This is a genomic window from Ramlibacter sp. MMS24-I3-19 (assembly GCF_050320135.1).
Taxonomy (GTDB): Bacteria; Pseudomonadota; Gammaproteobacteria; order Burkholderiales; family Burkholderiaceae_C; genus Ramlibacter.
Genome location: NZ_CP190017.1, coordinates 1666627 through 1688712 on the forward strand (window position 1 = coordinate 1666627; position 22086 = coordinate 1688712).

At 66.5% G+C, this 22086-nt stretch carries 22 protein-coding genes; 10 read left to right on the plus strand and 12 right to left on the minus strand.

The window, feature by feature from the left end; all coding sequences use genetic code 11:
- Nucleotide 1: 1 nt before the first annotated feature.
- The 4 genes from ACPWT1_RS08315 to ACPWT1_RS08330 all read right to left on the minus strand — a co-directional run bounded on the left by ACPWT1_RS08315 (nt 2) and on the right by ACPWT1_RS08330 (nt 2966).
- Nucleotides 2-1081, minus strand: coding sequence for a S41 family peptidase (locus tag ACPWT1_RS08315; RefSeq protein WP_427914901.1), 1080 nt, complete (start codon nt 1079-1081; stop codon nt 2-4).
- A 130-nt stretch (nt 1082-1211) separates the two neighbouring features.
- Entirely contained in the window at nt 1212-1721 is a 510-nt protein-coding gene (locus ACPWT1_RS08320) for an N-acetyltransferase family protein (RefSeq protein ID WP_427914902.1), read from the minus strand.
- Nucleotides 1722-1831: 110 nt separating this feature from the next.
- Nucleotides 1832-2473 carry a glutathione S-transferase family protein gene (locus ACPWT1_RS08325; protein ID WP_427914903.1) on the minus strand — a complete coding sequence of 214 codons (642 nt, stop codon included), beginning with the start codon at nt 2471-2473 and terminating at the stop codon, nt 1832-1834.
- Nucleotides 2474-2660: 187 nt separating this feature from the next.
- A complete protein-coding gene (locus ACPWT1_RS08330; RefSeq protein WP_427914904.1) occupies nt 2661-2966 on the minus strand; it encodes a hypothetical protein in 306 nt (101 codons plus the stop codon).
- Between the two features lie 112 nt (nt 2967-3078).
- Between ACPWT1_RS08330 and ACPWT1_RS08335 the strand changes: the two genes are divergently transcribed.
- Nucleotides 3079-3522 (plus strand): nucleoside 2-deoxyribosyltransferase, encoded by a 444-nt coding sequence (locus tag ACPWT1_RS08335; RefSeq protein ID WP_427915525.1) that lies wholly within the window; start codon nt 3079-3081, stop codon nt 3520-3522.
- 125 nt (nt 3523-3647) lie between these two features.
- Here the strand turns inward: ACPWT1_RS08335 and ACPWT1_RS08340 are convergent, their stop codons facing one another.
- Nucleotides 3648-4274, minus strand: a complete 627-nt coding sequence (locus ACPWT1_RS08340) for a phospholipase D family protein (RefSeq protein ID WP_427914905.1) — start codon at nt 4272-4274, stop codon at nt 3648-3650.
- Nucleotides 4275-4714: 440 nt separating this feature from the next.
- On the opposite strand from ACPWT1_RS08340, the gene ACPWT1_RS08345 reads away from it, so the two are divergent.
- Entirely contained in the window at nt 4715-5317 is a 603-nt protein-coding gene (locus tag ACPWT1_RS08345) for a tyrosine-type recombinase/integrase (RefSeq protein WP_427914906.1), read from the plus strand.
- 95 nt (nt 5318-5412) lie between these two features.
- On the plus strand, nt 5413-5877 hold the full coding sequence (locus tag ACPWT1_RS08350; protein ID WP_427914907.1) for a helix-turn-helix domain-containing protein: 465 nt from the start codon (nt 5413-5415) through the stop codon (nt 5875-5877).
- 456 nt (nt 5878-6333) lie between these two features.
- Here ACPWT1_RS08350 and xseB read toward each other — a convergent pair whose 3' ends face one another.
- From xseB to ACPWT1_RS08365, 3 genes are all read right to left on the minus strand, one after another.
- The gene (gene xseB, locus ACPWT1_RS08355) at nt 6334-6474 is read right to left on the minus strand and encodes an exodeoxyribonuclease VII small subunit (RefSeq protein ID WP_427914908.1); all 141 of its coding nucleotides are present in this window, start codon (nt 6472-6474) and stop codon (nt 6334-6336) included.
- Between the two features lie 1491 nt (nt 6475-7965).
- Nucleotides 7966-9435 (minus strand): hypothetical protein, encoded by a 1470-nt coding sequence (locus ACPWT1_RS08360; protein ID WP_427914909.1) that lies wholly within the window; start codon nt 9433-9435, stop codon nt 7966-7968.
- Nucleotides 9436-9706: 271 nt separating this feature from the next.
- The gene (locus ACPWT1_RS08365; protein ID WP_427914910.1) at nt 9707-10360 is read right to left on the minus strand and encodes a DUF6064 family protein; all 654 of its coding nucleotides are present in this window, start codon (nt 10358-10360) and stop codon (nt 9707-9709) included.
- 157 nt (nt 10361-10517) lie between these two features.
- On the opposite strand from ACPWT1_RS08365, the gene ACPWT1_RS08370 reads away from it, so the two are divergent.
- Complete coding sequence (locus tag ACPWT1_RS08370; protein ID WP_427914911.1) at nt 10518-10937, plus strand: universal stress protein; 420 nt, start codon at nt 10518-10520, stop codon at nt 10935-10937.
- A 24-nt stretch (nt 10938-10961) separates the two neighbouring features.
- On the opposite strand, the gene ACPWT1_RS08375 is transcribed toward ACPWT1_RS08370, so the two are convergent.
- The 3 genes from ACPWT1_RS08375 to ACPWT1_RS08385 all read right to left on the minus strand — a co-directional run bounded on the left by ACPWT1_RS08375 (nt 10962) and on the right by ACPWT1_RS08385 (nt 13456).
- Entirely contained in the window at nt 10962-11549 is a 588-nt protein-coding gene (locus tag ACPWT1_RS08375) for an NAD(P)H-dependent oxidoreductase (RefSeq protein WP_427914912.1), read from the minus strand.
- Nucleotides 11550-11565: 16 nt separating this feature from the next.
- The gene (locus tag ACPWT1_RS08380) at nt 11566-12000 is read right to left on the minus strand and encodes a universal stress protein (RefSeq protein WP_427914913.1); all 435 of its coding nucleotides are present in this window, start codon (nt 11998-12000) and stop codon (nt 11566-11568) included.
- A 97-nt stretch (nt 12001-12097) separates the two neighbouring features.
- Nucleotides 12098-13456, minus strand: coding sequence for an MBL fold metallo-hydrolase RNA specificity domain-containing protein (locus tag ACPWT1_RS08385; RefSeq protein ID WP_427914914.1), 1359 nt, complete (start codon nt 13454-13456; stop codon nt 12098-12100).
- On the opposite strand from ACPWT1_RS08385, the gene ACPWT1_RS08390 reads away from it, so the two are divergent.
- Complete coding sequence (locus ACPWT1_RS08390; protein ID WP_427914915.1) at nt 13455-13853, plus strand: hypothetical protein; 399 nt, start codon at nt 13455-13457, stop codon at nt 13851-13853. The two genes, ACPWT1_RS08385 and ACPWT1_RS08390, sit on opposite strands and share 2 nt — an antisense overlap.
- 71 nt (nt 13854-13924) lie before the next feature.
- Entirely contained in the window at nt 13925-14308 is a 384-nt protein-coding gene (locus ACPWT1_RS08395; RefSeq protein ID WP_427914916.1) for a cytochrome C, read from the plus strand.
- A 42-nt stretch (nt 14309-14350) separates the two neighbouring features.
- On the opposite strand, the gene ACPWT1_RS08400 is transcribed toward ACPWT1_RS08395, so the two are convergent.
- A complete protein-coding gene (locus ACPWT1_RS08400) occupies nt 14351-15982 on the minus strand; it encodes an ATP-binding protein (RefSeq protein ID WP_427914917.1) in 1632 nt (543 codons plus the stop codon).
- A gap of 122 nt (nt 15983-16104) precedes the next feature.
- On the opposite strand from ACPWT1_RS08400, the gene ACPWT1_RS08405 reads away from it, so the two are divergent.
- From ACPWT1_RS08405 to ACPWT1_RS08420, 4 genes are all read left to right on the plus strand, one after another.
- On the plus strand, nt 16105-17664 hold the full coding sequence (locus ACPWT1_RS08405) for an ATPase domain-containing protein (protein WP_427914918.1): 1560 nt from the start codon (nt 16105-16107) through the stop codon (nt 17662-17664).
- A complete protein-coding gene (locus ACPWT1_RS08410) occupies nt 17661-18893 on the plus strand; it encodes a sensor histidine kinase (protein ID WP_427914919.1) in 1233 nt (410 codons plus the stop codon). The genes ACPWT1_RS08405 and ACPWT1_RS08410 overlap by 4 nt, the downstream gene beginning before the upstream one ends.
- A gap of 113 nt (nt 18894-19006) precedes the next feature.
- Nucleotides 19007-20491 carry an ATPase domain-containing protein gene (locus ACPWT1_RS08415; protein ID WP_427914920.1) on the plus strand — a complete coding sequence of 495 codons (1485 nt, stop codon included), beginning with the start codon at nt 19007-19009 and terminating at the stop codon, nt 20489-20491.
- The gene (locus ACPWT1_RS08420) at nt 20488-22083 is read left to right on the plus strand and encodes an ATP-binding response regulator (RefSeq protein ID WP_427914921.1); all 1596 of its coding nucleotides are present in this window, start codon (nt 20488-20490) and stop codon (nt 22081-22083) included. Before ACPWT1_RS08415 ends, ACPWT1_RS08420 begins: the two co-directional genes overlap by 4 nt.
- The last annotated feature ends 3 nt before the right edge of the window (nt 22084-22086 follow it).

Here is a 22086-nt window from a genome sequence, read left to right on the forward strand (position 1 = left end):
ATCATGGCACGATCGCCCTGTTAGGCGTCGAGGAATCCTGCTGCTGAAGTCGCTCCAGCTGCGCCTTTCGTTCTGAATTTACTTCCGCAGCCGCGAGCCCTTTCAGCGCCAGCATCTTCGCCACGTCGAGTGCGTCCTCGGCTTTCGCCCTCACGTCCGGTAGTACGCCAGTACCCTCCCAATTCGTGTGCGTGATGGGACTGGCTGCGTGCCCAGTCGGCACGAAGATCTGAAAGTGTGCGTTTAGCGGGTAGACGTCGCCCGGATTGGCGCCCCCTCCTGTCGTTTCGCCCACGATGGTGGCGCGCTTCAGGTTTTTCAGGTTGTACGAAAATTCTTCGGCACCGCTGAAGGTCCGCGAAGACGTCAGGAGGTACACCGGCTTCTTCTGGCCGAAGCGTCGGCCAGGGATCCAGTCAAGAGTGTAGAACTGCTCAGTTCGGTCGCCCTCGCGCGAATAAATGTCGATCAGGTGCGTGCGCGTCTCGAAGAAGTAGCTTGAGAGGAACGCGACCGTGCTCGGATCGCCACCGCCATTGTTGCGGAGGTCGACGATCAGGGCGTCAGCGTTCGCCACGAGAGTCATCGATGCCGCCAACGTTTCAGCGGCCCATGGGAGCGGCGCGAAAGCGCGCAGGTCGATGTAGCCGATATTGCCGGCCAGATGTTCGGCACGTACAACGCCATAGTTGCTGCGCTGCGCCTGGTCGCGAAGGGTCGCTTCTTCTTCGTCCGTCGGCTCAGCCACGGTTCGTTGGGGCAAGACGGCTTCACTGTAGTAGACCCAAAGGTGCTTGTCGTGCGCTACGGCCTGCAATTCGCCAGTGAGCTCCTGCGCGAATGCGCGCGCCTCGTCGGAGTTCCGGATGTTCCTGTTAGACCTCGGAGTCTTCCTCAGCGCCACCTCTACCTGGGCAGCAATCTTGGGGAACACGTAGTGCTCTTTGACCCTGCTTATCACGGTAGCCACGATCTCTCGCGGCGTACCGAGTTCCGGTGAAGCTGGAGCGCTTTGGGCAGATGCTTGAAGGAGCGCGTGAAGCGCCAGTGCAGCAACAGCGACCAATCTGCGAACCTTCATCGCATCTCCCCGATCGTTCTTAGGTGTGGTTCAAAGATTCTAGGGAAAGGTTGGCTGATCCCCTGCATGAGTGGATGACCGCTCCTGGCCGAAAGCAGCCGCCCAGACAGGCCAGAAACTCTCGTGCGGCCTAGAGCGCCTTCGCGTAGGCGACCTCGTCTAGTGGGTGCCCGGTCAGCGTCGAAGTACTACGGTCCGCGCCAGTGCGCACGAATCCACAGGATTCGTACAGTCTCCTCGCTGCGTGATTTCCCGAGATGCACCACAACTCCATCCTCAATTCGCAGCGCTGCGGCGGCCGGCGCAACGCTTCCTCCATGAGCCGCTTTCCGCAACCTTTATGCCAGTGGCCAGGTTCAACATTGAGAGCCCAGAGCTCAAGGGTGCCGGGTTTCGAGGGATACCGCGGAGGGCCGACGATCGAGAATGCGACGAGTTCTGCCCCGAGCTCGATTACCGTAGCACGGTATGGCGGCGTCGGTGCTCGGAGTGTCGCTCGCAAGGCATCAAGGTTGGCGCTGGCGTCAAGGCCGGCAAGATAGGTGGCCGGCATGTAGTCGCGGTATGCCGCACGCCAGGCATTCACGCGGATGCGCCCGATCGCGTCGGCATCATCTGGCAAGGCGGCACGAACGAGCATGACTGGTTAGCCTAGCAGACTGCCTGGGCTGCTTTCGGCCGCGAGGTGCCATGGCTTGCACCCGTCACAGTCCGCGCCGACTCGCGTGCGACCGGCCGCCGTAGCCGGCGTCAGCGACTCGGCCGCCAGCGTAGGTGCTCCACTGCGGAGCGCCGCGACCAAAAGCGACTTATCCAGTCATTTAGAGCAGCGCCCGCCGGTAGCTCGAACCCGCGTTTCAGCCCGAAGTCCAACCCCGCGGCGAGCGTGCAATCAGCCACACCGCACGAGTCGCCGCCGAGATACGGACGACCGCCCTGCAAAGTGGCGTCGATCTGCGCAATCCCGCTCCCGGCAGCCATTTCATGACTTTTGGCTGCTTCAAGGTCCTGAACCTTGCCTAGTGGGGAGTCCGTGGCGTTAACCCACTGCGCGATCGGCCTCAAAACCTTGAGTTCGGCTATGCGATCCAGCTCGCGCTGCGCTGCACGCCACAACGGAGTTACTCCCCACATGGGCGGGTTCGGAAAGCACTCCTCGAGATATTCAATGATGGCGAGAGACTCGCTGACATGCACGCCCGACTGGATTTCCAGGACGGGAACGGTTCCAGCCCTGTTCCTTGCCAGGTGCGCCGGCATTCGATGCTCGCCAGCTCTCAAATTCACTTCGACCGGTTCAAGCGGGATCACGATGCCCGCCGCGGCCTTTTCGGCAACATAGAGCTGCACACGCGCAGCGTGTGGCGCCCCTCGGCAGGTATACAGCCTCATCGCGAGGATAGTAGCAACCGTTGAAGCGGAGCTCTGAAAGCGTGCAACCGGCGGATGTGAGCCCTACAGAGTGCAAGCCGGCGGTTCCAATGTCCGTTGCTGGCCGGAAGCAGTCAACCCGGCGTGACAGGAATGGGGAGAATCCGTGATCGGGAGCCGCGGCGCGTCGCGGCGAATGCCGCTCCTTCTATTGGCGTCGCGCGAGCTTGACCTCAAAGGTAGCCTCGTGCAGACCCTGAACCCCGGCCAGCCCGGCGCGAACGGCTTGGTCGTATGCCGAAGGCCAACGCACTGCGCGTTCGGCAGTCGGCTTGTCGATTTCATTCGCCTGTGATTCGCTCGCAGCCTGCCATGCACGTAGGGTGTCAGCGACTGCAGCAGGCTCCCCGAGCGCGCTTTCAAGGGCACTCACGAAGCGGATCTCGGCCGCGATTCGTTCGCGCGCAGGCAAGACCTGGTCGGCCTGCAAGGCCACCGTGTATTGGCGTTCCATGCTGGTTTCCGGATGCTGTATGGACGTACAGTATACGAAGCACCAAGCAAGGGCGCAAGCTGCGCGAGGCCGATCAGTCCTGTCAGAGTTCGCCGGGCCTGTCGGGCTAGTTATGCAGCAAGATTGTGGGGTGGCTGTCCACCGCGTCTATCTCGCAGGCCCCGACGTCTTTCGACCTGACGCGGCAGAGCACGGCCGCAAGCTTGTAGATCTCTGCGCTGAATGGGGGTTCGAGGGACTTTTTCCGCTCGACGAATCTCTCGGCCACGATCACCGCTCACCACAAGAGCTCGCAATGCTGATCTACCGCGAGAATGTCGCGCGCATAGAGAGCTGCGATGCGGTCCTGGCGAACCTCGACTTCTTCCGTGGACTGGAGCCCGACAGCGGCACCTGCTTTGAAGTGGGCTACGCCATTGCCCGTGGGAAGGTGGTGATCGGGTACATCCCACAGGGGGAAGCATCCCTGACCGCGTCCGGAGTCGGAATCCGAGCTTCGCTCAGACCGGCTTTGATGCCAATGGCTGGAGGGTGGAGGACTTCGGCTTGCCCTTGAACCTCATGTTGTCTGTTCCTGCGCGCATCATCGTAGGGGACGCCCGTACCGCTCTCGCCGCTCTGCACCAGCATCTTCAGGGCTAGCGAAGCGAATAGAAGGAGCGTCTGTAGACGCAGAGCAGATCAGTACCGCTGCTGGTAGGGCGTCGCCTGCCGATAGTTGCGCGCGAAGTGCTCCAGGTACACCCTGGCGAGCTGCGGGTTCTTCCAGTTCACCAGCACGTTCTCGCTGTTGCGATGCGTCGCAGCATCAGAGTAGTTGAAGCTGCCTAGTTCCACAGTCTCGCCGTCCACGATCAGAACCTTGTCGTGGTGAATCGGGTAGACGTTAATGAGCCGCACGTCCGCGCCGGCCTCTGTCAACAACGACAAAGCTGCACGCGACTTGCCGCTGCGGTCCTCCGAGGTGTTGTTCTTCTCATCCGCCACGATCTTGATGCCGACGCCACGCCGTTTGGCCTCGAGCAGAGCGCGCGCCACAGGTGCGCTGGTGAAACTGTAAGAGAGCATCCGGATATCGTGCCGCGCTGAAGTGATTACCTTGAGTACCAGATTCTCGCTACCTTCATCAGGCGAGAACGCGACTTCCACTGTTCCGGTGGCTGGCACCTGGTACGAGTGATGTTCCGCAAGCGCCTCCTCCATCTGCGTGATCAGGCCCTTGGCCTTTCGCTTCGCAAGTGCGGTGCCGCTGCCGAGCGCTAGGCCTAAAACGAGAGGTGCGACGAGAGGAAAACGAAGAATTGGCAAGGCCCGAGCTCCGAAGAATGTTGCGCGATGATAAGCAGCGCTCTCGACTGGCCGGCCGAGTTTTACAGCGATGCCGCTCCCTCGCAAAGGCGGGGCCCTGTACGGCGCTCACGGAGATCTGGGTCCGTGAGCGATCATCCAGAGGATCTCGCGGAACTGAGAGTCCGCTTCATCTCGTAGGGCGCGAGACATCTGCTCTGCCCGTTGGAGCGCGAGGCTGTCTTTTTGGTCCCGACCGGCAAGCTTCAACGCGATCTCGCCATGGACGGCAGCTCTCTCGGCCATGAGCCAAGCCTTCAAGCTCGATTCGTAAGCCACGCAGTTCTCCCTTTCTCGGCGGTGAATCGTAGCCACCACAATGCCCAGAGGATTCATTCAAGCGGAGGAAACAGTCCGACCAAGGCTGAATGGGAAGTCCTTCAACTGAGAGGACTTCCTCCATGACATACCGAATTCCCTGGAACAAGAGCCGGCTGATCGGCCAGAAGCCGCCGCTCAAGCCTAAGGAGATCTGGTCACTTCGCATTCGTCTCCAACTTGCCGGCATGACTAGAGATGTGGCCATGTTCAATCTGGCTTTGGATAGCAAGCTGCGAGGATGTGACCTGGTCAGGCTGCGAGTGCAGGATGTCTGTCGCGCTGAAGCAGTTGCCACGAGGGCCAGCATCCTCCAGCGCAAGACTCATCGTCCAGTGCAGTTCGAGATATCCGACGCGGCTCGCGACGCAGTGGCGGCCTGGCTCGAGCTACGCAGACCGCAACCTGACTCGTTCCTGTTCCCAGGACGTCAGCGCGATCACCACCTGAGCGAGAGACAGTACGCGCGGATCGTGAAGCGCTGGGTGGCGTGCATTGGGCTTGACCCATGCCGATATGGAACGCACTCCCTGCGCCGGACCAAGGCAACCCTGATCTACAAGCGCACAAAGAATGTGCGAGCCATCCAACTCCTCTTGGGGCATAGCAAGCTCGAAAGCACCGTGCGCTACCTGGGTATCGATGTGGATGACGCCCTTGAGATCGCGGAACAGATCGACTTGTGAACTCGCTGCGGTCAGGTCAAAAGCGGTGAATGCGAAGGCGGATGCGTCTACCCTAGCCCAACGAAATTAGTGTTTTTGGTTTCATAATCCGCGCCATGCCAAACATTGCTGCGGCCCTGAAAGCCGAAATCGCGCGGGTCGCGCGCAAAGAAATCCGCTCCGAGGTCTCCTCGCTGACAAAGGCGTCGACGCAGAACAGAAAGCAAATCTCTGCGCTGCGCAAGAAGGTAGCTGCCCTGGAGACAGCGTTGAAGCGTCAGGCTCGTGGAAGCAGCGCCCAGGCGGTGGCCGAGGAAGGCAACGCCGCAGCTAGCCCCCGATTCAGCGCGAAGGGTTTTGCGAGCAACCGCCGGCGACTTGGCCTCTCAGCTGCAGCAATGGCGCAACTTCTGGGTTGTTCGGCGCTCTCCGTGTACAAGTGGGAGTCAGGCAAGACACGTCCGCGGCCAAGACAGATCGAAGCGATTTCGGCCATCCGGACTCTCGGCAGAAAAGAAGCGCAGGCGCGACTTGAGGCTGCCGCGACGCCCCCGCGGCGCAGAAGAACCAAGGCTGCCTGACCCTCAACTCACCCGTGGGCAACCAGCGGGGGATGGCTTCCGGCCACAACCAGCCATCGAATCGTCATCGGGACTCCTTCAATGGTGAGGTGAGTCGAGGGTACAGACGCTTGCGCAGCGGCTCATGTGCAAGTGCTACAGAGCGCCGAGCCGGCCGGCCGTATCGCTTCCCCACGGGCTCAGAAAATGGGACGGAATGAGACTGGCGGGGCGTTACCGTAGTTCACAAACCGACGACCGGTCGGGGCCGTCGCAGGCGTGCCCTCCACCGTCTCTCCGACCCGTCCGAGAAGGCCGGCTGCCCACTGGTCACGCGATGCGTGCGTCGCAGGTGCAGTAGCCCAATCGGATGTCCTCTCCTGGCCGGTAGCAGGCGTCGGTCCCGCCTACAGACGGCGGTGCGCGTCGGCGCGGCCCGCAACTGCTTCGCGCGCCGGGGGAGCTGGAACCACGGCGTCACCCTTCAGTCCCGCCGCCTCCCTCGGGCTGCTGGGCAGTTTCGCTTAGGGCCTTTGCCAGGGCGGCGTCCACGGCTGCGATTCGCTCCTGGCACACCTTGTAGGCGGCGACCGAGCTCTCCACGAACTCCCAGATCATCGATGTTTGGGCTCACGCTGATCACGCAGCGTCTGCGCGTTCCTCGCCAGCAGGCCGTACGCTTCCTTGAACGTGTCCATCACTTCTCCTTGGGCACCACTCGAAGGGTGCCGTCTTGAAATTCGATCCGCAGGGACGCGCGGCCTTTACTGGATCCGGCTGGAGATGAACGGGCGCAGGGGAGGCGCTCCTCGCCGGCAAGCCGCGGTCTGGAGCAGCTCCGGTGGTCCAGCCGCGCGGGGCGACGCACGAGCGGCTCGAGTCTCATGTCATCGAAGCAGTCCTCCATGAGGGCTGCCAGAGCAGATCACGCGCGGATGTACCTAGCACGGCGTGTTGTCGGCCTACTCGTTTTCACCTCAGTGGCTAGTCAAAGTCGGATCTTGGCCTTGCCCCAACTAGCCCCGCTGTGGAGCGGGCACCGCAGACCATGATGTTGTATTTAGGTGTCGGTGCCGGAATTGCGGTCGGGAAGCCCTGATTTGTCGCCTATGGCAGACACCCCCCGGTTGCGATGGGCGACGATTCGGGGTGCTTTGACTGCTTTGGGCGACATCGCCGGAAACGCCCCGGCCTTGATTCTGTGTCTTGATAACAGGAGTTTTCGAGACAGAAAATAGGCGGGCGGCACTGGGTCCGCTGCGTGTCGCGCTAGCCGGCACATCGTCGTGTCCCCCGGCGGCGCTGGTCTGGGAGGTGAGCGTCCGGCGCGCAGACGCACTGCTCCGCGGCCGCGATGCGGGTCGTATCCTGAGCTGGCGGGGCGGGACGTGCAAGCGCCGGCCAATCAGGCAATTAGGCGCGAGCGCATGGCTGCCCAACCGGACGCCCCCGCTTCGCCGGACGGCAGCCTGGCGGGCAGGCGGCGGCACGAGCGTCTAGGCGGCACAGACGTTCGCGACCGCCGGCCGAGTGCGAAAACTGTGTCTAGCCGTCGCTGAGGCTGATGCCGAATTTCTCGAAGAGGACCTCTGCGCAGCCTGCGCGTTCCATCCGATAGCGTGCCTCGTGCATGCTGAGGATCCGGATGCCGCTTCCGGAACTTGTTCCGGAGCCGTCACGCTCAGCCCATTCAGACATCGGGCCGCCCCGGCCAGCCAAGAAAAAGGTGCCCTTCTTAGTACGGTACAGGGCAGTTTCGTGCCAGCGAAAGTCTCCCCCGAGGCATAGCTCGATTCGAAAATCAAATCTGCTGTCTCAGTGTTGTAAACACGGCCGTCGATCGTTGCTTTCACGTAATTCCATTTCTATGAAGGTGTCTGCCGCCGATCGCGCTGTTCCCAACCAGGACACACGCAGTAGCTAGCGAGAGCGCTCGGCAGATACGGTGGTTATCGTAATCGGCAGCGGTGGATGCGGTCGCGCCGGGACGCCGCAAATGATGGGCTTCAGACGTGGGCGCGGGAGCTGGCGGACGCGAGCGCCGCCACGGTGCGTCGCGTGGTGGATGGTCTTCCACTGGGTGTGCTCGGAGTTGTCGACGGGCTTGTGTTACTTGTAGGAATTGATGCTCAGGGCGGTACCCAGGGCTGCAGCAAGTGCTACGATCTGCGGGCTGGCACGGCGCCAGTTGATCTCGGCATCCACTGCACGTGACTGCTTGCGGCGGGTCCGCTTGGATCCCGGCATTTCTTTGCCCGAGGCTTGAAGGTCGCGCACTCGCTCCATCACCCGCTCATAGCGGCTTGTCGTGGTGAACCGAGCGATCATGAGTTGCACGTCGGGCTGGATGTAGCCTTTGGTGGTGCGCAGTCGTTTGTGGCCCATGGCAACCCGGTCCACCGCAGCGCCTTCGTCGTCGTCTTCGTTCGGATCGTCCAGGTCTGACCAGTCACCGAACACCTTCTGAAGATCCAGCGCGGACACCTTGCCTTTGTTGCGGTTCAGAAATCCCCGTCGCAGGTCCTTCAATAGCCGGTCTTGGATATGCGCTGCGGTGCACAGCTCGGCAAAGCGCTTGCAGATGTCGTCGGAGCCGTTGAACTCCGGAAAGAGGGAGCCATTGCCGTGGATTTGTTGGCGCTGGTGCAGCAGGCGCGCGGCGACGGCGGAGAGCGGAACGTGACGTTCCTCCTGCGTTTTGTGCTTCGTTTTGTGGTCGGTCAGGAGCAGCTCGCCACCCACGACCTGGTTATCCGTGCCGAGGATCAGGGTGAGCTGGTGACCGCACGCCTTGCTGACCTCCCCGAGACGACAACCGCTTTCGTCTAGAACGCTCAGCAGGAGTCCGATGGGGCCGGATGGGCCGGCGGCGAACAGAATGTCGGCCAGTTCGCCTTCGGACCATTGCTGGGTCCGCGCGTCATGCGCGGGCGGCAGGGCCCAGCCGAACCCCTCGTGCCTTTTCATGTCGGGTAGCTGAAAGTTGACCCCGGCAGGCTGGTTGAGATCGGCGTATTTCAGCAGCTTGGACAGACCTGTCAGCAGCGCGCGCACCGTCTGGTCCTTCAGCGGTTTCGAAGGCTGGGCTGACCGTGCGCTGGTCCCTCGGCCCTTGCCGCACCGCGTCCGGCGGCAGCCGTAGAAGTTCGTGGTGAGCTGCTTGATCAGCAGGGCCCCGGCTGGTCCACTGAAGTCCCGAAGTCGCACCTCGGGCATGAACTCTTCCGTGTACCGGGCGGCCCGCTTGATCTCCTGGATGCGGGTCTTGCTGACCTTCCCGACGCGCCAGGTGGCTTGCTCCTGCTCGAGCTTTTCAGCCAGCTCGATCAGGCGCATCGACAGGAACGCCTGCTTCTCGCCCAGCGCGATCGCGGCCAGTTGGTCCTCCTCCTTTTTCTTCTTCCGCGCTGCTGGGGAAACCAAGGTCCCCTCTTCGGCGAGTTTGAGTTGCTCGTCGTGCCAGCCTTTGGCCAGTGTCTCCAGGTCGAAGGTTCGCGAGCCGTAGAAGTGGCCGCCGTACCAGACCTGCGCCTGATGTTTGGTCTTGCCGTTCGGGGTGAGGATCGCCTTGACGCTCATTGCTGCATCCAGAGTTGAGATGCAGTGACATAGAAAACGGTTATCCAGAACCGCCGAGGTAGACTGAATCGGGGCGTACGGAAGGTGCGAACCAGTCGCTACTCATGCAGGTGGGCGCCGCAAATTTGGTGCGGTTGTTAGTGGGTACTTCGTGAGACCCTCAACAAATCCCGACTTTCGACAAAGTCAGACACCAACTTGTAAGCGGTAGGTCGTCAGTTCGATCCCGACAATCGGCACCAGTCTTCCCGACGCGCTGCGCATCGGTCCTTCAAGCCAGCGGTGAGCGTCGCGAGGCGCGGCCGCGACCGGCCAGCAACGGCAGCGCGCACAGTGCACTTGCAAGCAGCACCCAGTCCGCCGGCATGCGCAACAGCATCGCCGCACTGCCGCCGAGCAGCGACCAGGCGAGCGGGATCGGCACCAGCCACCAGGGCGGGCTCGTCGCCAGAAGAAGGGTGCCGAAGGTGAAGAGCGTCACCGGACAGGGCGTGACGCCGAAGGTCGGCACCGTGGGATAGGACATGCCGGCCAGCCATCCGACGACGGGATACACGAGGGCGGAGTAGCCGATCAACGCCCAGCCTGCAGCGGCCCGAAGGGGCCGCCAGGCGTGTGGTGCGAACAGCAGCCGGCGGTGCAGGGCAGCGTGCACGAACAGCAGTCCCTCCAGCGCGAAAGCCACGCCGAAGGCGACGGCAGCCGGGTTGATCTTCGAGAAGAAGAGGCCGTGGTAGGCCACTCCGGTCCAGATCCACATGGCCGCCAGGCTCGAGGCGGCAAGCGCCGCGGCGAACATCGTGCCCCGGACAACGGCGACACACACGGCCACGCCGAGCAGGTCCGCAACGATCTGGGCCGGCCAGATGCCGGCGTTGTAGGCGCCGAACACGCCGATGAACTGGTCGTGGGTGAAGGGCAGCATCGTTCCAGCCTAGGGCGAACGAGCCTCCGCAAGTTGCTCCGAATCAAGGGCAGACGCACGCAACCGACTTGACGCGGATCATGTTCCTGCCTGCGCTTCGTTCGCACACTGTCTTCACCGGGCGCAGTTCCGCTGCCCGCCACCCTGGAGAGCTCTCATGAAGATCCTGCTTGCCGCTGACGGCAGCGAGTGCACCAAGAAGGCTGCGGCCTACCTGATGACCCACCAGGCCATGCTGGAAGGTGGTGAACTGGTGATCCTGCATGTCCAGCCCGCGCTGCCGCCGCGTGTCGAAGGCTTCGTCGGACACCAGACCGTGGCCGACTACCACCGCGACGAGGCCGCCAAGGTGCTGGAGCCGATCAAGACCTTCGTGGGTCGGCACGAACTGAACGTGCGCACGCGCTGGGTGGTGGGACGGCCGGCGCACGAGATCGTGAACGTCGCGCGCGAGGAGGGCGCGCACATGATCGTGATGGGGACGCACGGCTACGGGATGATCGGTCGCGCGCTGATGGGCAGCGTCGCACAAGGTGTGATCGCGCAATCGGACGTGCCGGTGCTGCTGGTGCAGTGAGCGCAGGCGCGCCGCGCGCCTGGCCTACCGCCCCGAGCGTCCCAGCCGATGCATGTCGGCCTGCCAGCGCTCGCGCACCGACGGGTCGACCTTCTCCACGCCGCCGAAGAAGTTGCGGCCCACCGGCGCGATGCCGATGAAGGCGAGCACGTTGCGCTCGAGCGCCCGCACGCTGTGTGCCGAATAGAACCAGCGGTACACCAGGGCCGGCATGCCCATCGTGACCACCACGCGGGCGGTGCGCCCCTTCAGGGGCCGCGTGGAGAACACGTCGGCACCTTCGCCAAAGGCAAAGCCCGGGCGGGCCACTTGCTCGAGAAGCCCCTTGAGGACGGCCGGCATCGCGCCGAGCCAGAGCGGGAAGACGAGTACCAGGTGCTCCGCCCACTGGATGTCGTTCTGCACCTGGCGCAGAGCGTCGGGCACCGGCTCCTCGCGCCACTCGCGCGCGTTGCGCAGCATCGGGAACTCGAGGGCGGCCACATGCACCCAGCGGATGGCGTGCCCCGCCGACTCGGCGCCCATGGCATAGGAGGCTCCGAGCTCGTGGCACAGGTGCATCGCGGAGTTGTCCGGATGTCCCTGCACGATCAGGATGCGGCGCGAACGCATGACCGCTCGCGATCCGTCAGCTGCCCCGAACCGCGAGCACCGGAACCGGCGCCGCGCGGATCACCTGCTCGGCGCCGCTGCCAAGGGCGATGCGCCCGATGCCCCGGCGGCCGTGCGTGCCCACCACGATCAGGTCGGCGCGAAAGTCCTTCGCAGCTTCGGCGACGAGATCGCCGAGGCGCCGCCCAGGGACTTCCAGCACACGGGCATCCGCCCGGACGCGGTGGTTCGTTGCGAGCTTCAGGCCGTCACCCAGGATCTCGTCGGCATACCGACGTGCCTCCTCGATCAGCGGGGGAAGGACCTCGAAGGTGGCCAGGTACGCGAGCTCGTCGAACGAATGCACCAGGCGGACGCTGGCATCGTTCTCGCGCGCGATCTGCAGCGCGAGGTCGAGGGCCTTGTTGGAGGTGGCACTGCCGTCGATGGGAACCAGGATGCGCTTGAACATGGCTTTCTCCTCGGGGACGCCGTGCCCCGCGCCGATGCCAATCTAGGTCCGTCCGGGCGCTCCGGCGTTGATCCTGCGCAAACCAGGGCGCTGCCGGTCACAGCGCCACCGACTGCATGTGTTCCGCCACCTGGCAAGACCAATCGCGGTGCCGTTCCTCGATGGCGAGCCGCAGGCTGTCGGCTGCGCTGGGCTCGCCATGCACCAGGTGCACCATCTCCGGCGCCCGTGGCAGGCGAGCCACCCACTGCAACAGGCCATTGCGGTCGGCGTGCGCAGACAGCGCACCCAGCGTGGCCACCTCCGCCCGCACCGGCACGTACTCGCCGTGGATCTTGACCTGGCCCGCTCCCGCGGCCAGCGCCGCGCCGCGCGTTCCCGCGGCCTGGTAGCCGGCGAGCAGGATCGTGTTGCGCGGATCGGGCGCGAAGGCCTTGAGGTGATGCACCACGCGCCCGCCGGTGGCCATGCCGCTGGCCGAGACGATCACGGCCGGCACGCGCAGCTGGTTGAGCTGCCGCGACTCCTCCACGGAGGTGACGATCCGCGCGGCGTGGCACATCGCCTGGCATTCGCGCACGTCCAACCGGTGCTCGTCGCCATGGCGCTCGTACAGCGAAGTGACGTCCGAGGCCATCGGGCTGTTCAGGAACAGCGGCAGGTCGGGAATGCGTTGCTGCTGCTTCAGGCGCGCCAGCACGTGCAGCAGGGCCTGCGCGCGGCCGACTGCAAACGCGGGCACCACGACGACGCCTCCGCGTGCGGCGCTCCGGTTGACGACTTCAGCCACCTGGGTCTCGACATCGACGGCTGGATGAAGCCGGTCCCCGTACGTGGACTCGAGGACCAGGTGGTCCGCCGGCGGCGGCGCTTCGGGTGGCCGCATCAGGATGTCATCGTCGCGGCCGAGGTCGCCGGAGAAAAGGGCCGAGCGGTCTTCCCATGCGACGTGGATGCTGGCTGCACCGAGGATGTGGCCCGCGCGGCTGAAGGAGACGGTGATCCCGGGCACCGGCTCGAAGGGCCGGCCGAAAGCGACCGCGCGGAACTGGGCCAGCGCCGCGCGACCGTCCTCCTCGGTGTACAGCGGCAGTGCGGGGTGGTGCTTCGAAAATCCATGGCGATTCGCGAACAGGGCGTCCTCTTCCTGCAGGTGGCCGGAGTCGGGCAGCAGCAGGGACGCCAGTTCGCGAGTGGCCTCGGTGCAGAAGATCCGGCCCCGGAAGCCCGCTCGGACCAGCGCCGGCAGGTAGCCGCTGTGATCGATGTGGGCGTGCGTGAGAAGCACCGCGTCGACGCTGCCCGCCTCCAGCGGCAGGGGCGCCCAGTTGCGCAGCCGCAGCTGCTTGAGCCCCTGGAACAGCCCGCAATCGAGCAGCAGCCGGCAACCGCCGTGTTCGAGCAGGTACCTGGAGCCGGTGACGGTGCCTGCACCGCCGAGGAACGTCAGTTGCATGGAGGATCCGGAACAGGTCTCCATGCTGCGGCCCCGCCAAGGCGCCGACTTGATCGAAGTCATGAAAGCGTTGCGGGGCGGCGCTTATGTTGCGGCGATGGTCCTGCTCCGACATCCTGCGCACGATCACGGTTCCGGGCCGTCGTGGTTTCGACGTGCCGTGGCGCCCATCCTGTGGTCGGGATTCCTGGCGGCAGCCGCCCTCGAGGTGCTCGCCCTGGTGCTCGCGGATCCGCAGGAACTGCGCTGGGCAGCGACCACGGTGGGCTGGCCTTTGATCGCCATCCACGTGGCGGGCTTCCTCGTGCTCTGGCTGCTGGCCAGCGCGGCTTCGCTGCTGGCCTTCCTGGGATACCTGGCTGTCGGTGCGTGGAAGGTCCGCACCCGCTTGCGATGAGGGCTTGATCGGCCGCAACTCGCTGGCCGGCGCGACGTGCTCCCATGCAGATTCACCACCGGAGAACTGCCATGCTTCTGGAAGACAAGCTCATGCTCGTCACTGGCGCTGCTTCCGGCATCGGCCGCGCGATCGCCGTGAGCGCGGCACTGCTTCTGGGCCTGCCCCCGTTGCTGGCGCAGGAGGCCTCGGGCGCCGGCCCCAGCCGCGGGCAGCTGCTCTACGACGCGCACTGCATCCAGTGCCACACCACCCAGATGCACTGGCGCGATGCGCGGGTCGCGCGCGACTGGAGCAGCCTGCGCAAGCAGGTGGAAGCCTGGCAGGCGCGCATCGGCGAGCGCTGGACGACGGAGGACGTGGATGCGGTGGCGCGGCACCTGAATGCCACCATCTACCACTACCCGGTGCCTAGCGAGCAGGCGTCCGCGGACGCGACGTCCACGAGGCGCTGAACGGCGATGTGCGCGGCGCCGCGGATCGCGTCGCCCTGCGCCTCAGGCGCGCAGGGCAGGGCGCCTGTCGCCGGCCGTGGCCACGGCCTTGAGCAGCGCGCGCTGGACTTCGCAGATGTCGGCAGGCTTGATCAGCTGGTCGGCGAACCCCTGGAGGGCCAGCGGCGCGCCATAGGCGGTGAGCGCCACCACGGGCAGGTCGCGGCTCAGGTCCCGCCCGAGCTCCAGGCCCGACCCGTCGGGCAGGCCGAGGTCCGCGAGCACCACGTCGAAGGCCGCACCCCCCGCGCTGGACACCAGGGCACGCGCGCCGGCGCAGGTGCCCGCATGAACCATCTGCCAGCCCAGCGTGCCCAGCGCATAGCGCATCGCATCGGCGGCGTCCAGGTTGTCCTCGACGTACAGCACGCGCAGCGGGCCGGCGCGCGGCCGGTCCATGGGGGCCTCGCCTTGCCGGCCCAGCGGCAGCGAGAGCCGGAACGTGGCGCCGCGGTCCCGGCCGTCGCTGGTCGCCACGAGGCGGCCGCCGTGCTGGGCCACGATGCCGGCGCTGATCGCCAGGCCGAGGCCGAAGCCGCCGTGCTGCCCCGTGATGTCGGAGCCGCCCTGCTCGAACGGGTCGAAGATGAAGGGCAGCACGTCGGGATCGATGCCGCGGCCGGTGTCCGAGATCTCGACAGTCGCGTGCGAAGGGCCGCACGACGTGGTGACGGCGACGCGGCCGCCCGCCGGCGTGAACTTGATCGCGTTGCCCAGCAGGTTGAGCAGCACCTGCTCCAGCCGGGCGTTGTCGGCATGCACGGGACGGGCCTGCGCGCAAAGATGCTCCTGCAGCTGCACCTGCTTGGCCTGGGCTGCATGGCGCAGCGAGTCGAGGGTGTCGGCCACCAGGCGGTCAAGGTTGAGCGGCGCGGGCCGCAGCACCAGCTTGCCGGCCGAGAGGGTGCTGTACGCGAGCAGGTCCTCGATCAGCCGAGCGGCCGCTGCCGCGTTCCGGCGCACGATGCCGACCAGTCGCTCGGGAACCGGCACGGCGGACGGTTGCACCAGCTGGCGGTCCATGATCGCGGCCGAGGTCGAGATCGGAGCCAGCGCCGCGCGCAGCTCGTGGGCGATGGAGCCGATGAACAAGTCGCGCGCGGCCGTGCTGCTGGCCGCGTTGTCCGCCTGGCGCCGCAGGGCCTGCGAGGCGCGGTATTGCAGCGTCGCGTCGAAGGCGGAGAGCACCCGCCGCGGCGAACCGCCCACGTGCAGCATGGGCGCGCTGCAGGTGACGTCGGCCCACATGCGCAGCCCGTCGCGCCTCAGCATCCAGCCGCTGGCCTTGCGATGCCCGTCCTTGAGCTTGTCGACGACATCGGTGTCGTCGAACAGGATCCCGATGTGTTGCTGCAGCAGGTCCTGCGCGCGATGGCCCAGCACCGACTCGCAGCCTGCATTGCAGGCCACGATGGTCCAGGTGTCGTCGAGCTCGAGCAGGACCTGGCGGTCGTCGTCCCACGTGCCCGAGGCGACGGCCGCGGCCTGCGCCTCGACGGTGGCCTGCGCGAGCTCCGCGCTCATCCGCTGGAGGTCTTGGCTGGGAGGGGGTGTGGACGGACCGTCCGTGCTCAAGGGCGTGGGGCTGGCGCCGCCGAACGAGCCGGGCGGGCGCTGGTTGGGGCCTTCGCTCATCGGGGCAGTGTACGTGCTTTCGACGTACGTCTTGCCGCAAGTCTTTCCCACACACATCAGCACTGCGAGTCAGCCACAGTCAGCATCCGTCATGGGCCACCGGGCCCCACGAAAGGACATGCGTGAACGAACCGAACGACCTGATCCCCACCGGCATCGCAGGACTCGATGACATCCTGCTGGGCGGCATCAGGCGCAACAACAACATCCTCGTCGAAGGCGCGCCGGGTGCCGGCAAGACCACGCTCGGCCTCGGCTTCATCCACGCGGGTGCGGCGCACTTCGGCGAGCCGGGCGTCATCGTCTCGTTCGAGCTGGAGCCCGACAAGCTGCTGCGCGATGCGGCCGGGTTCAGCTGGGACCTCGAAGGTCTGGTCCGCTCGGGTCGGGTCAAGATCATCCAGACCAGTCCCGCCGTCCTGCTCGGGGAGTTCCATGCGAGCGAGGGCGTGCTCGCGCAGGAGCTGAAGGCGATCGGTGCGCGCCGGCTCGTCATCGATGGCCTCACGCCGCTCAAGCTCTATGCGGAGCAGCACCACACGCCGTTCCGCGAGGACATGCACACGCTGGTGGAGGGCCTGAGCCGACTGGGCGTGACCACGCTCGTCACCTCCGAGCTCGGGGACCGCAGCGTGCCGGGCCACGAGCACGAGCGCTTCGTGTTCGACACCATCCTCACGCTGATGCGGCAGGAGCAGCGGCGCCGCGGCTCGCGCAAGCTGCGCGTGATGAAGTCGCGCGGCCAGGACTTCATCGACGGCGAGCACACGATGACCATCGAGGCAGGGTCGGGCATCCATGTCTACCGGCGCGCGCAGTCGCGCCCGAAGCTCGCGAAGCTGCAGCCGACATCCAGCGAGCGCATCACCACCGGCATCGCGAACCTTGACGGCCTCATGGACGGCGGCGTCTACCGCGGCTCGGTCACGATGGTGGCCGGCATCTCGGGCACGGGCAAGACGGTGTCCGCGGTGCAGTTCCTGTGCGCCAACGCGGACCGGGGACGCACCGGCCTGCTGGTGTCGCTGGACGAGCATCCCGAGCAGATCATGCGCAACGCGGCCACGCTGGGGCTGGACCTGCGCAAGCACGTCGAAGCGGGCCGCATCCTGATCCACTTCGAGTCGCCGCTGGAGCTGGACCTGGACATCCACTTCGACCGCGTCAGCCGGCTGTTCGAATCGCGGCAGGTAGACTGCATCGTCTTCGACTCGGTGGCCGTCTACGAGATGGCGGCGCAGGCCGAGGCGGCCGACTACCTCTATGCGCTGGCTACGTTCTTCAAGGGACGGCTGGCGACCGTGTACTTCAACTACGAAAGCCCGGAGCTGCTCGGCGTGTCGCAGATCAGCCAGGAACTCAAGGGATCGCACCTGGTGGACAACATCATCCTGCTCAGCTACGTGGAGATCTCGACCAAGCTGCGCCGCGCCATCACCGTGCCGAAAGTGCGCGGCAGCCGCAACGTGCAGGAGACGCGGGAGTACGCCATTGGCCAAGGCGGCATCTCGATCGTGGACGAAGCCGAGGAACGGAAGGCGGGCGAGCAGGTGGTGCCGCAGCTGCACTTCAGCGCCTACTACGGCCTGCTCTCGCGCTCGCCGTCCCGCAAGAGTCCGGCGATCGACGAGGCGATCGCGCGCGGGCAGCAGATGCCCGAGTCGAGCGCACCCGCGCAATGACGCTGCAGGGGGCTCCCGCCGCCATCGACGACGAATGGGCCAGCTGGGAGGCCCTGTTGGTGCAGTTCTCGCAGGCCACGTCGTGCACCGTGTCGCTGCGCACCATCGCCGGCGACGTGGCGATCGGCCCCCTCCATGCCAACGCCGTCGGTGCCGCGCTCGGCGCCCATGGCTTCTTCGTGGCCGGCGGCGGCGGAGCGGTCTTCGAACGTGCCCTCGGAGAACAGTCGGCGCTGCGGCTCGAACCGGTGCAGGCGATGTTCCTCGAACAGCTCGCGGTGGCCGTCGTGCCGATCATCATCTTCGGCCGCTGCTTCGGCACCGTGAGCTTCGGCTGGGTGCCCGTCACGTTCCCGACGGCGCTCGGCGCCGAGCAGGTGGGCCGCGCCGCCCACATCGACGGCCGCAAGTTGTGGGGGCTGCTGCGCCTGCTGCCGCCGCTCGGGCGCGCGAGGCTCGACCTCTATGTCGGCTTCCTCACCAGCCTGCTGGCGACGCACGCGCGGCTGCGCGAGACGCTGGTCGAGATCGATGCGGCCAACCGCATGCGGGAGGAGAACCTGGCCCGCATCGCGCATGAACTGCGCACGCCGCTCAGCTCGGTGCTGCTGCGGCTGTCGGCATTGCTCAACACGCGCTTGGACGACCCGCAGGCGAACCGCACGGCGCTCGAGGCCATCGCGCGCAACGTGCGCGACGAGTCGCGCATGATCGACGACATCGTCGATTCGGCGCGCAGCCGCACGGGGCAGCTGTCCATCAGGCGCGTGCCTTGCGACGTGCGGGGCGTCGTCGATGCGGCGGTCGCCACCATCGCGCCGCAGGCGCAGGCCAAGGGCGTGGCCATCGAGGTGCTGGCCGACGACGGCGCTCCTCAAGTCGTCGAAGGCGACCCCGGTCGCCTGCAGCAGGCGTTCTGGAACGTCCTGGCCAATGCCGTCAAGTTCACGCCCGCGCAGGGGCGCGTGACCATCCGCCACGCGGCACGCGAGGGCATGCACGACGTCAGCATCCAGGACACCGGCGCGGGCATCCGCCGCGCGCTGTTGGGCCGCATCTTCGAGCCGTTCGTGCGCGAGCGCGCGAACAACGACACGGGCCTGGGCCTCGGGCTCGCCATCGCCCGCCACATCGTCGAACTACACGGCGGCCATATCCTCGTGGACAGTGACGGCGAAGGTCTCGGCACGACGTTCACCGTCGCATTGCCAGCCCGTTCCGCAGCTTGAAGTGTGTGTGCCGAAGGCACGCATTTGTTCGTAAAGATGACCGCTGATGGGCTACGCGCGCACCCATAATCCGCCGCTTCGGCCTGCGCATTTGCCTGGGCGCAAGGAGAGCGATGGCTGAGGCCGACAAGCGGGTGCCCACGGGCGTGCCCGGACTGGACCATGTGCTGGCCGGCGGCCTGCCGGCGGGACATCTCTACCTGGTCGAAGGCGCCTCCGGCGCCGGCAAGACGACGCTCGGCCTGCAGTTCCTCATGGAAGGCGCGCGTGCCGGCGAGAAGGTGCTGTGGTGCACGCTGGCCGAGACCGAGACGCAGCTGCGCAGCGCCGCCGACTCGCACGGCTGGGACCTGCGGGGCATCGAGATCGTCAACGTCGCCGAGAGCGGCGCGGCGGGTGGCCTGCTCGAGCCCGAATACTCGTTCTTCGCGCCGGGCGACGTCGAACTCTCCGACGTCATCCAGTCGATCGTCGATGTCGCCCAGCGCGTGCGGCCCCAGCGGGTCGTGTTCGACCCGTTCTCCGACGTCAAGCTGCTGGCCCGCGACCCGCTGCGCTACCGGCGGCAGCTGCTGCAGCTGCGCGAGCACTTTGCCGAACTCGGCGCCACGGTGCTGCTGATCCAGGAGCACGGCCTCGATTCGCCCAGCGATCCGGCCGGCGAGGGCGTGGTGCACGGGATCATCGCGCTGTACCAGCACGCGCCCGACTACGGCAAGCCGCGCCGCCGCCTGCGCGTGCACAAGCTGCGCGGCGTGAAGTACAGGGAAGGCTTCCACGACATCGCGATCGAAACCGGCGGCATCGTCATCTACCCGCGGCTGGTGGCGGGCGAGCACGCCGTCGCCTCCGACCGCACCGAGGTGGCCAGCGGCATCCCCGAACTGGACCAGATGATGGGCGGGGGCCTCGACCGCGGCTCCAGCCTCCTGGTGATGGGGCCCTCGGGCGCCGGCAAGAGCACGCTCTGCTCGCAATACCTGGAGGCCGCCGCGCTGCGCGGCGAGCACGGCGTCGTGTACCTGTTCGACGAGACGCGGCGCGCGTTCTTCTCGCGTGCCGAGGGCCTGCACATGCAGGTCGGCCGCCTCGTCGACAGCGGCGTGCTCGACGTCGTGCAGGTCGACCCGGCGGAGTTCTCGCCCGGCGAATTCGCCCACAAGGTGCGGCGGGCCGTCGAACAGGAAGACGCGCGGATCATCGTGATCGATTCGCTGAACGGCTATCTCACGGGCATGCCCGACGAGAAGCACCTGGCGATGCACATGCACGAGCTGCTGACCTACCTGTCGCTGCGCAACGTGGTCACCGTGCTCACGCTGAACCTGCACGGCGTGATCGGCGACCAGCCGGGCGCGCCGGTGGACGTCAGCTACCTGGCCGACGCGGCGATCCTGATCCGGTACTTCGAGGCCGCTGGCGCGGTGCGCCGCGCGATCTCCGTCGTGAAGAGGCGCTGCGGCCCGCACGAGGTGCTGATCCGCGAGATGACCATCTCGCCGCCCGGCGTGCAGTTCGGCGCCGCGCTGAGCGAGTTCCACGGCGTCCTGACCGGGCAGCCCAGCTGGGGTGGCCCCACGGAGCAGCTGAAGGCATGAGCGGCGAGGTGAAGGCCAAGCCGGCGCCAGAGTTGCCGCCGGTGCTGATCCACGCCCCCGGCCGCGACGGGGCGCTCTCGTGCAGCATCCTGACGCGCGCCGGGCATTCCTGCCACCGGTGCACGTCCGACGAGGACCTGCTGGGCCGCCTGTGCGATGGCGCGTCGGCGCTGCTGATCGCGGAGGAATGCCTCACCGATGCGCTGCTGCCCGCGCTGCGCGAGACACTGTCCGCGCAATCGGCGTGGTCGGACCTGCCGGTGTTCGTCGTCACGCTGCGCCACGACGCCTCGGTGCTCCAGCGGCTGGACGGGCTGGGCAACCTGGCGGTCCTCACGCGGCCGATGGCGCCCGAGGCGCTGGTCTCGGCGGTGGCATTGGCGGTGCGCGCGCGCCGGCGCCAGTTCGAGGTCCGCGACCTGCTGAAGTCGCAGCTGGACCAGGCACGGCGCAAGGACGAATTCATGGCGATGCTCGCGCACGAGCTGCGCAATCCGCTCGCGCCGGTGCGCTATGCGGCGCACATGATCCAGGCGGCCGACCTGCCGCGCGAGCGGCGGATGGTCATCGCCGCGCTGGTCGACAAGCAGGTGGCGCACATGGGGCGCCTCATCGAGCAGCTGCTGGATGTCACGCGGATGAACCGCGGGATGATCGAGCTGGAGCACGAGGCAGTCGACTTGCGCGAGGTCGTGCGCCAGGCCGTCGATGCGCACCGCGCCGTCGCCAGCGCTCGCAACATCGCGCTGTCGTGCGACGCTGCGGACGCCGTGTGGATCCAGGGCGACGCCACGCGGCTGCGGCAGGTCACCGACAACCTGCTGGACAACGCGGTGAAGTACTCGTTCGCGGGTGGCCGCGTGCGTGTCACGCTCGACCACGACGGCGCCGATGCACGCCTGCGGCTGGACGACGAAGGCGACGGCATCGCGGCGGCGGACCTGGGCTCCATCTTCGAGCCGTTCGTGCAGGGCGATCGCTCGCTCGACCGCGCCGCGGGTGGTCTCGGCCTCGGCCTGTCGATGGTGCGCAGCCTGGTGGAACTGCACGGCGGCAGCGTGCACGCGCAATCCGACGGCAAGGGGCGGGGCAGCCGTTTCGAGGTGCGGCTGCCGCTGCTGCGCCAGCCGCTGGCCGGCGCGGCACAGCCAGGCGGCGACGCGGGCGCCGACGACCGTGCGCTGGACATCCTGCTGGTCGAGGACAACACCGATGCCGCCGACGTCCTGCGGATGGTCCTGGAGATGTCCGGCCACCGGGTGGTGGTGGCGCATGCGGGCGATGTCGCGGTGGACGTCGCCGCCGACATGCGCTTCGACGCCGTCGTCTGCGACATCGGGCTGCCCGGGCTGGACGGCTATGGCGTCGCGCGTGCTCTCAGGGCCATGGAACTGCACCGCGGCACCTTCCTGCTGGCCGTCACCGGCTATGGCGATGCGGCCAGCCACCAGAAGGGCATGGAGGCCGGATTCGACGACCTGCTGGCCAAGCCCCTGCAGGCCGAACGCCTGCTGCAGCTGCTGGCGCGCCCGCCGGTGCGCGCTGCGCAGCAGGCAGCGGCATCCGCGACGGCCTTGCGCCAGCGCGACTGAGCG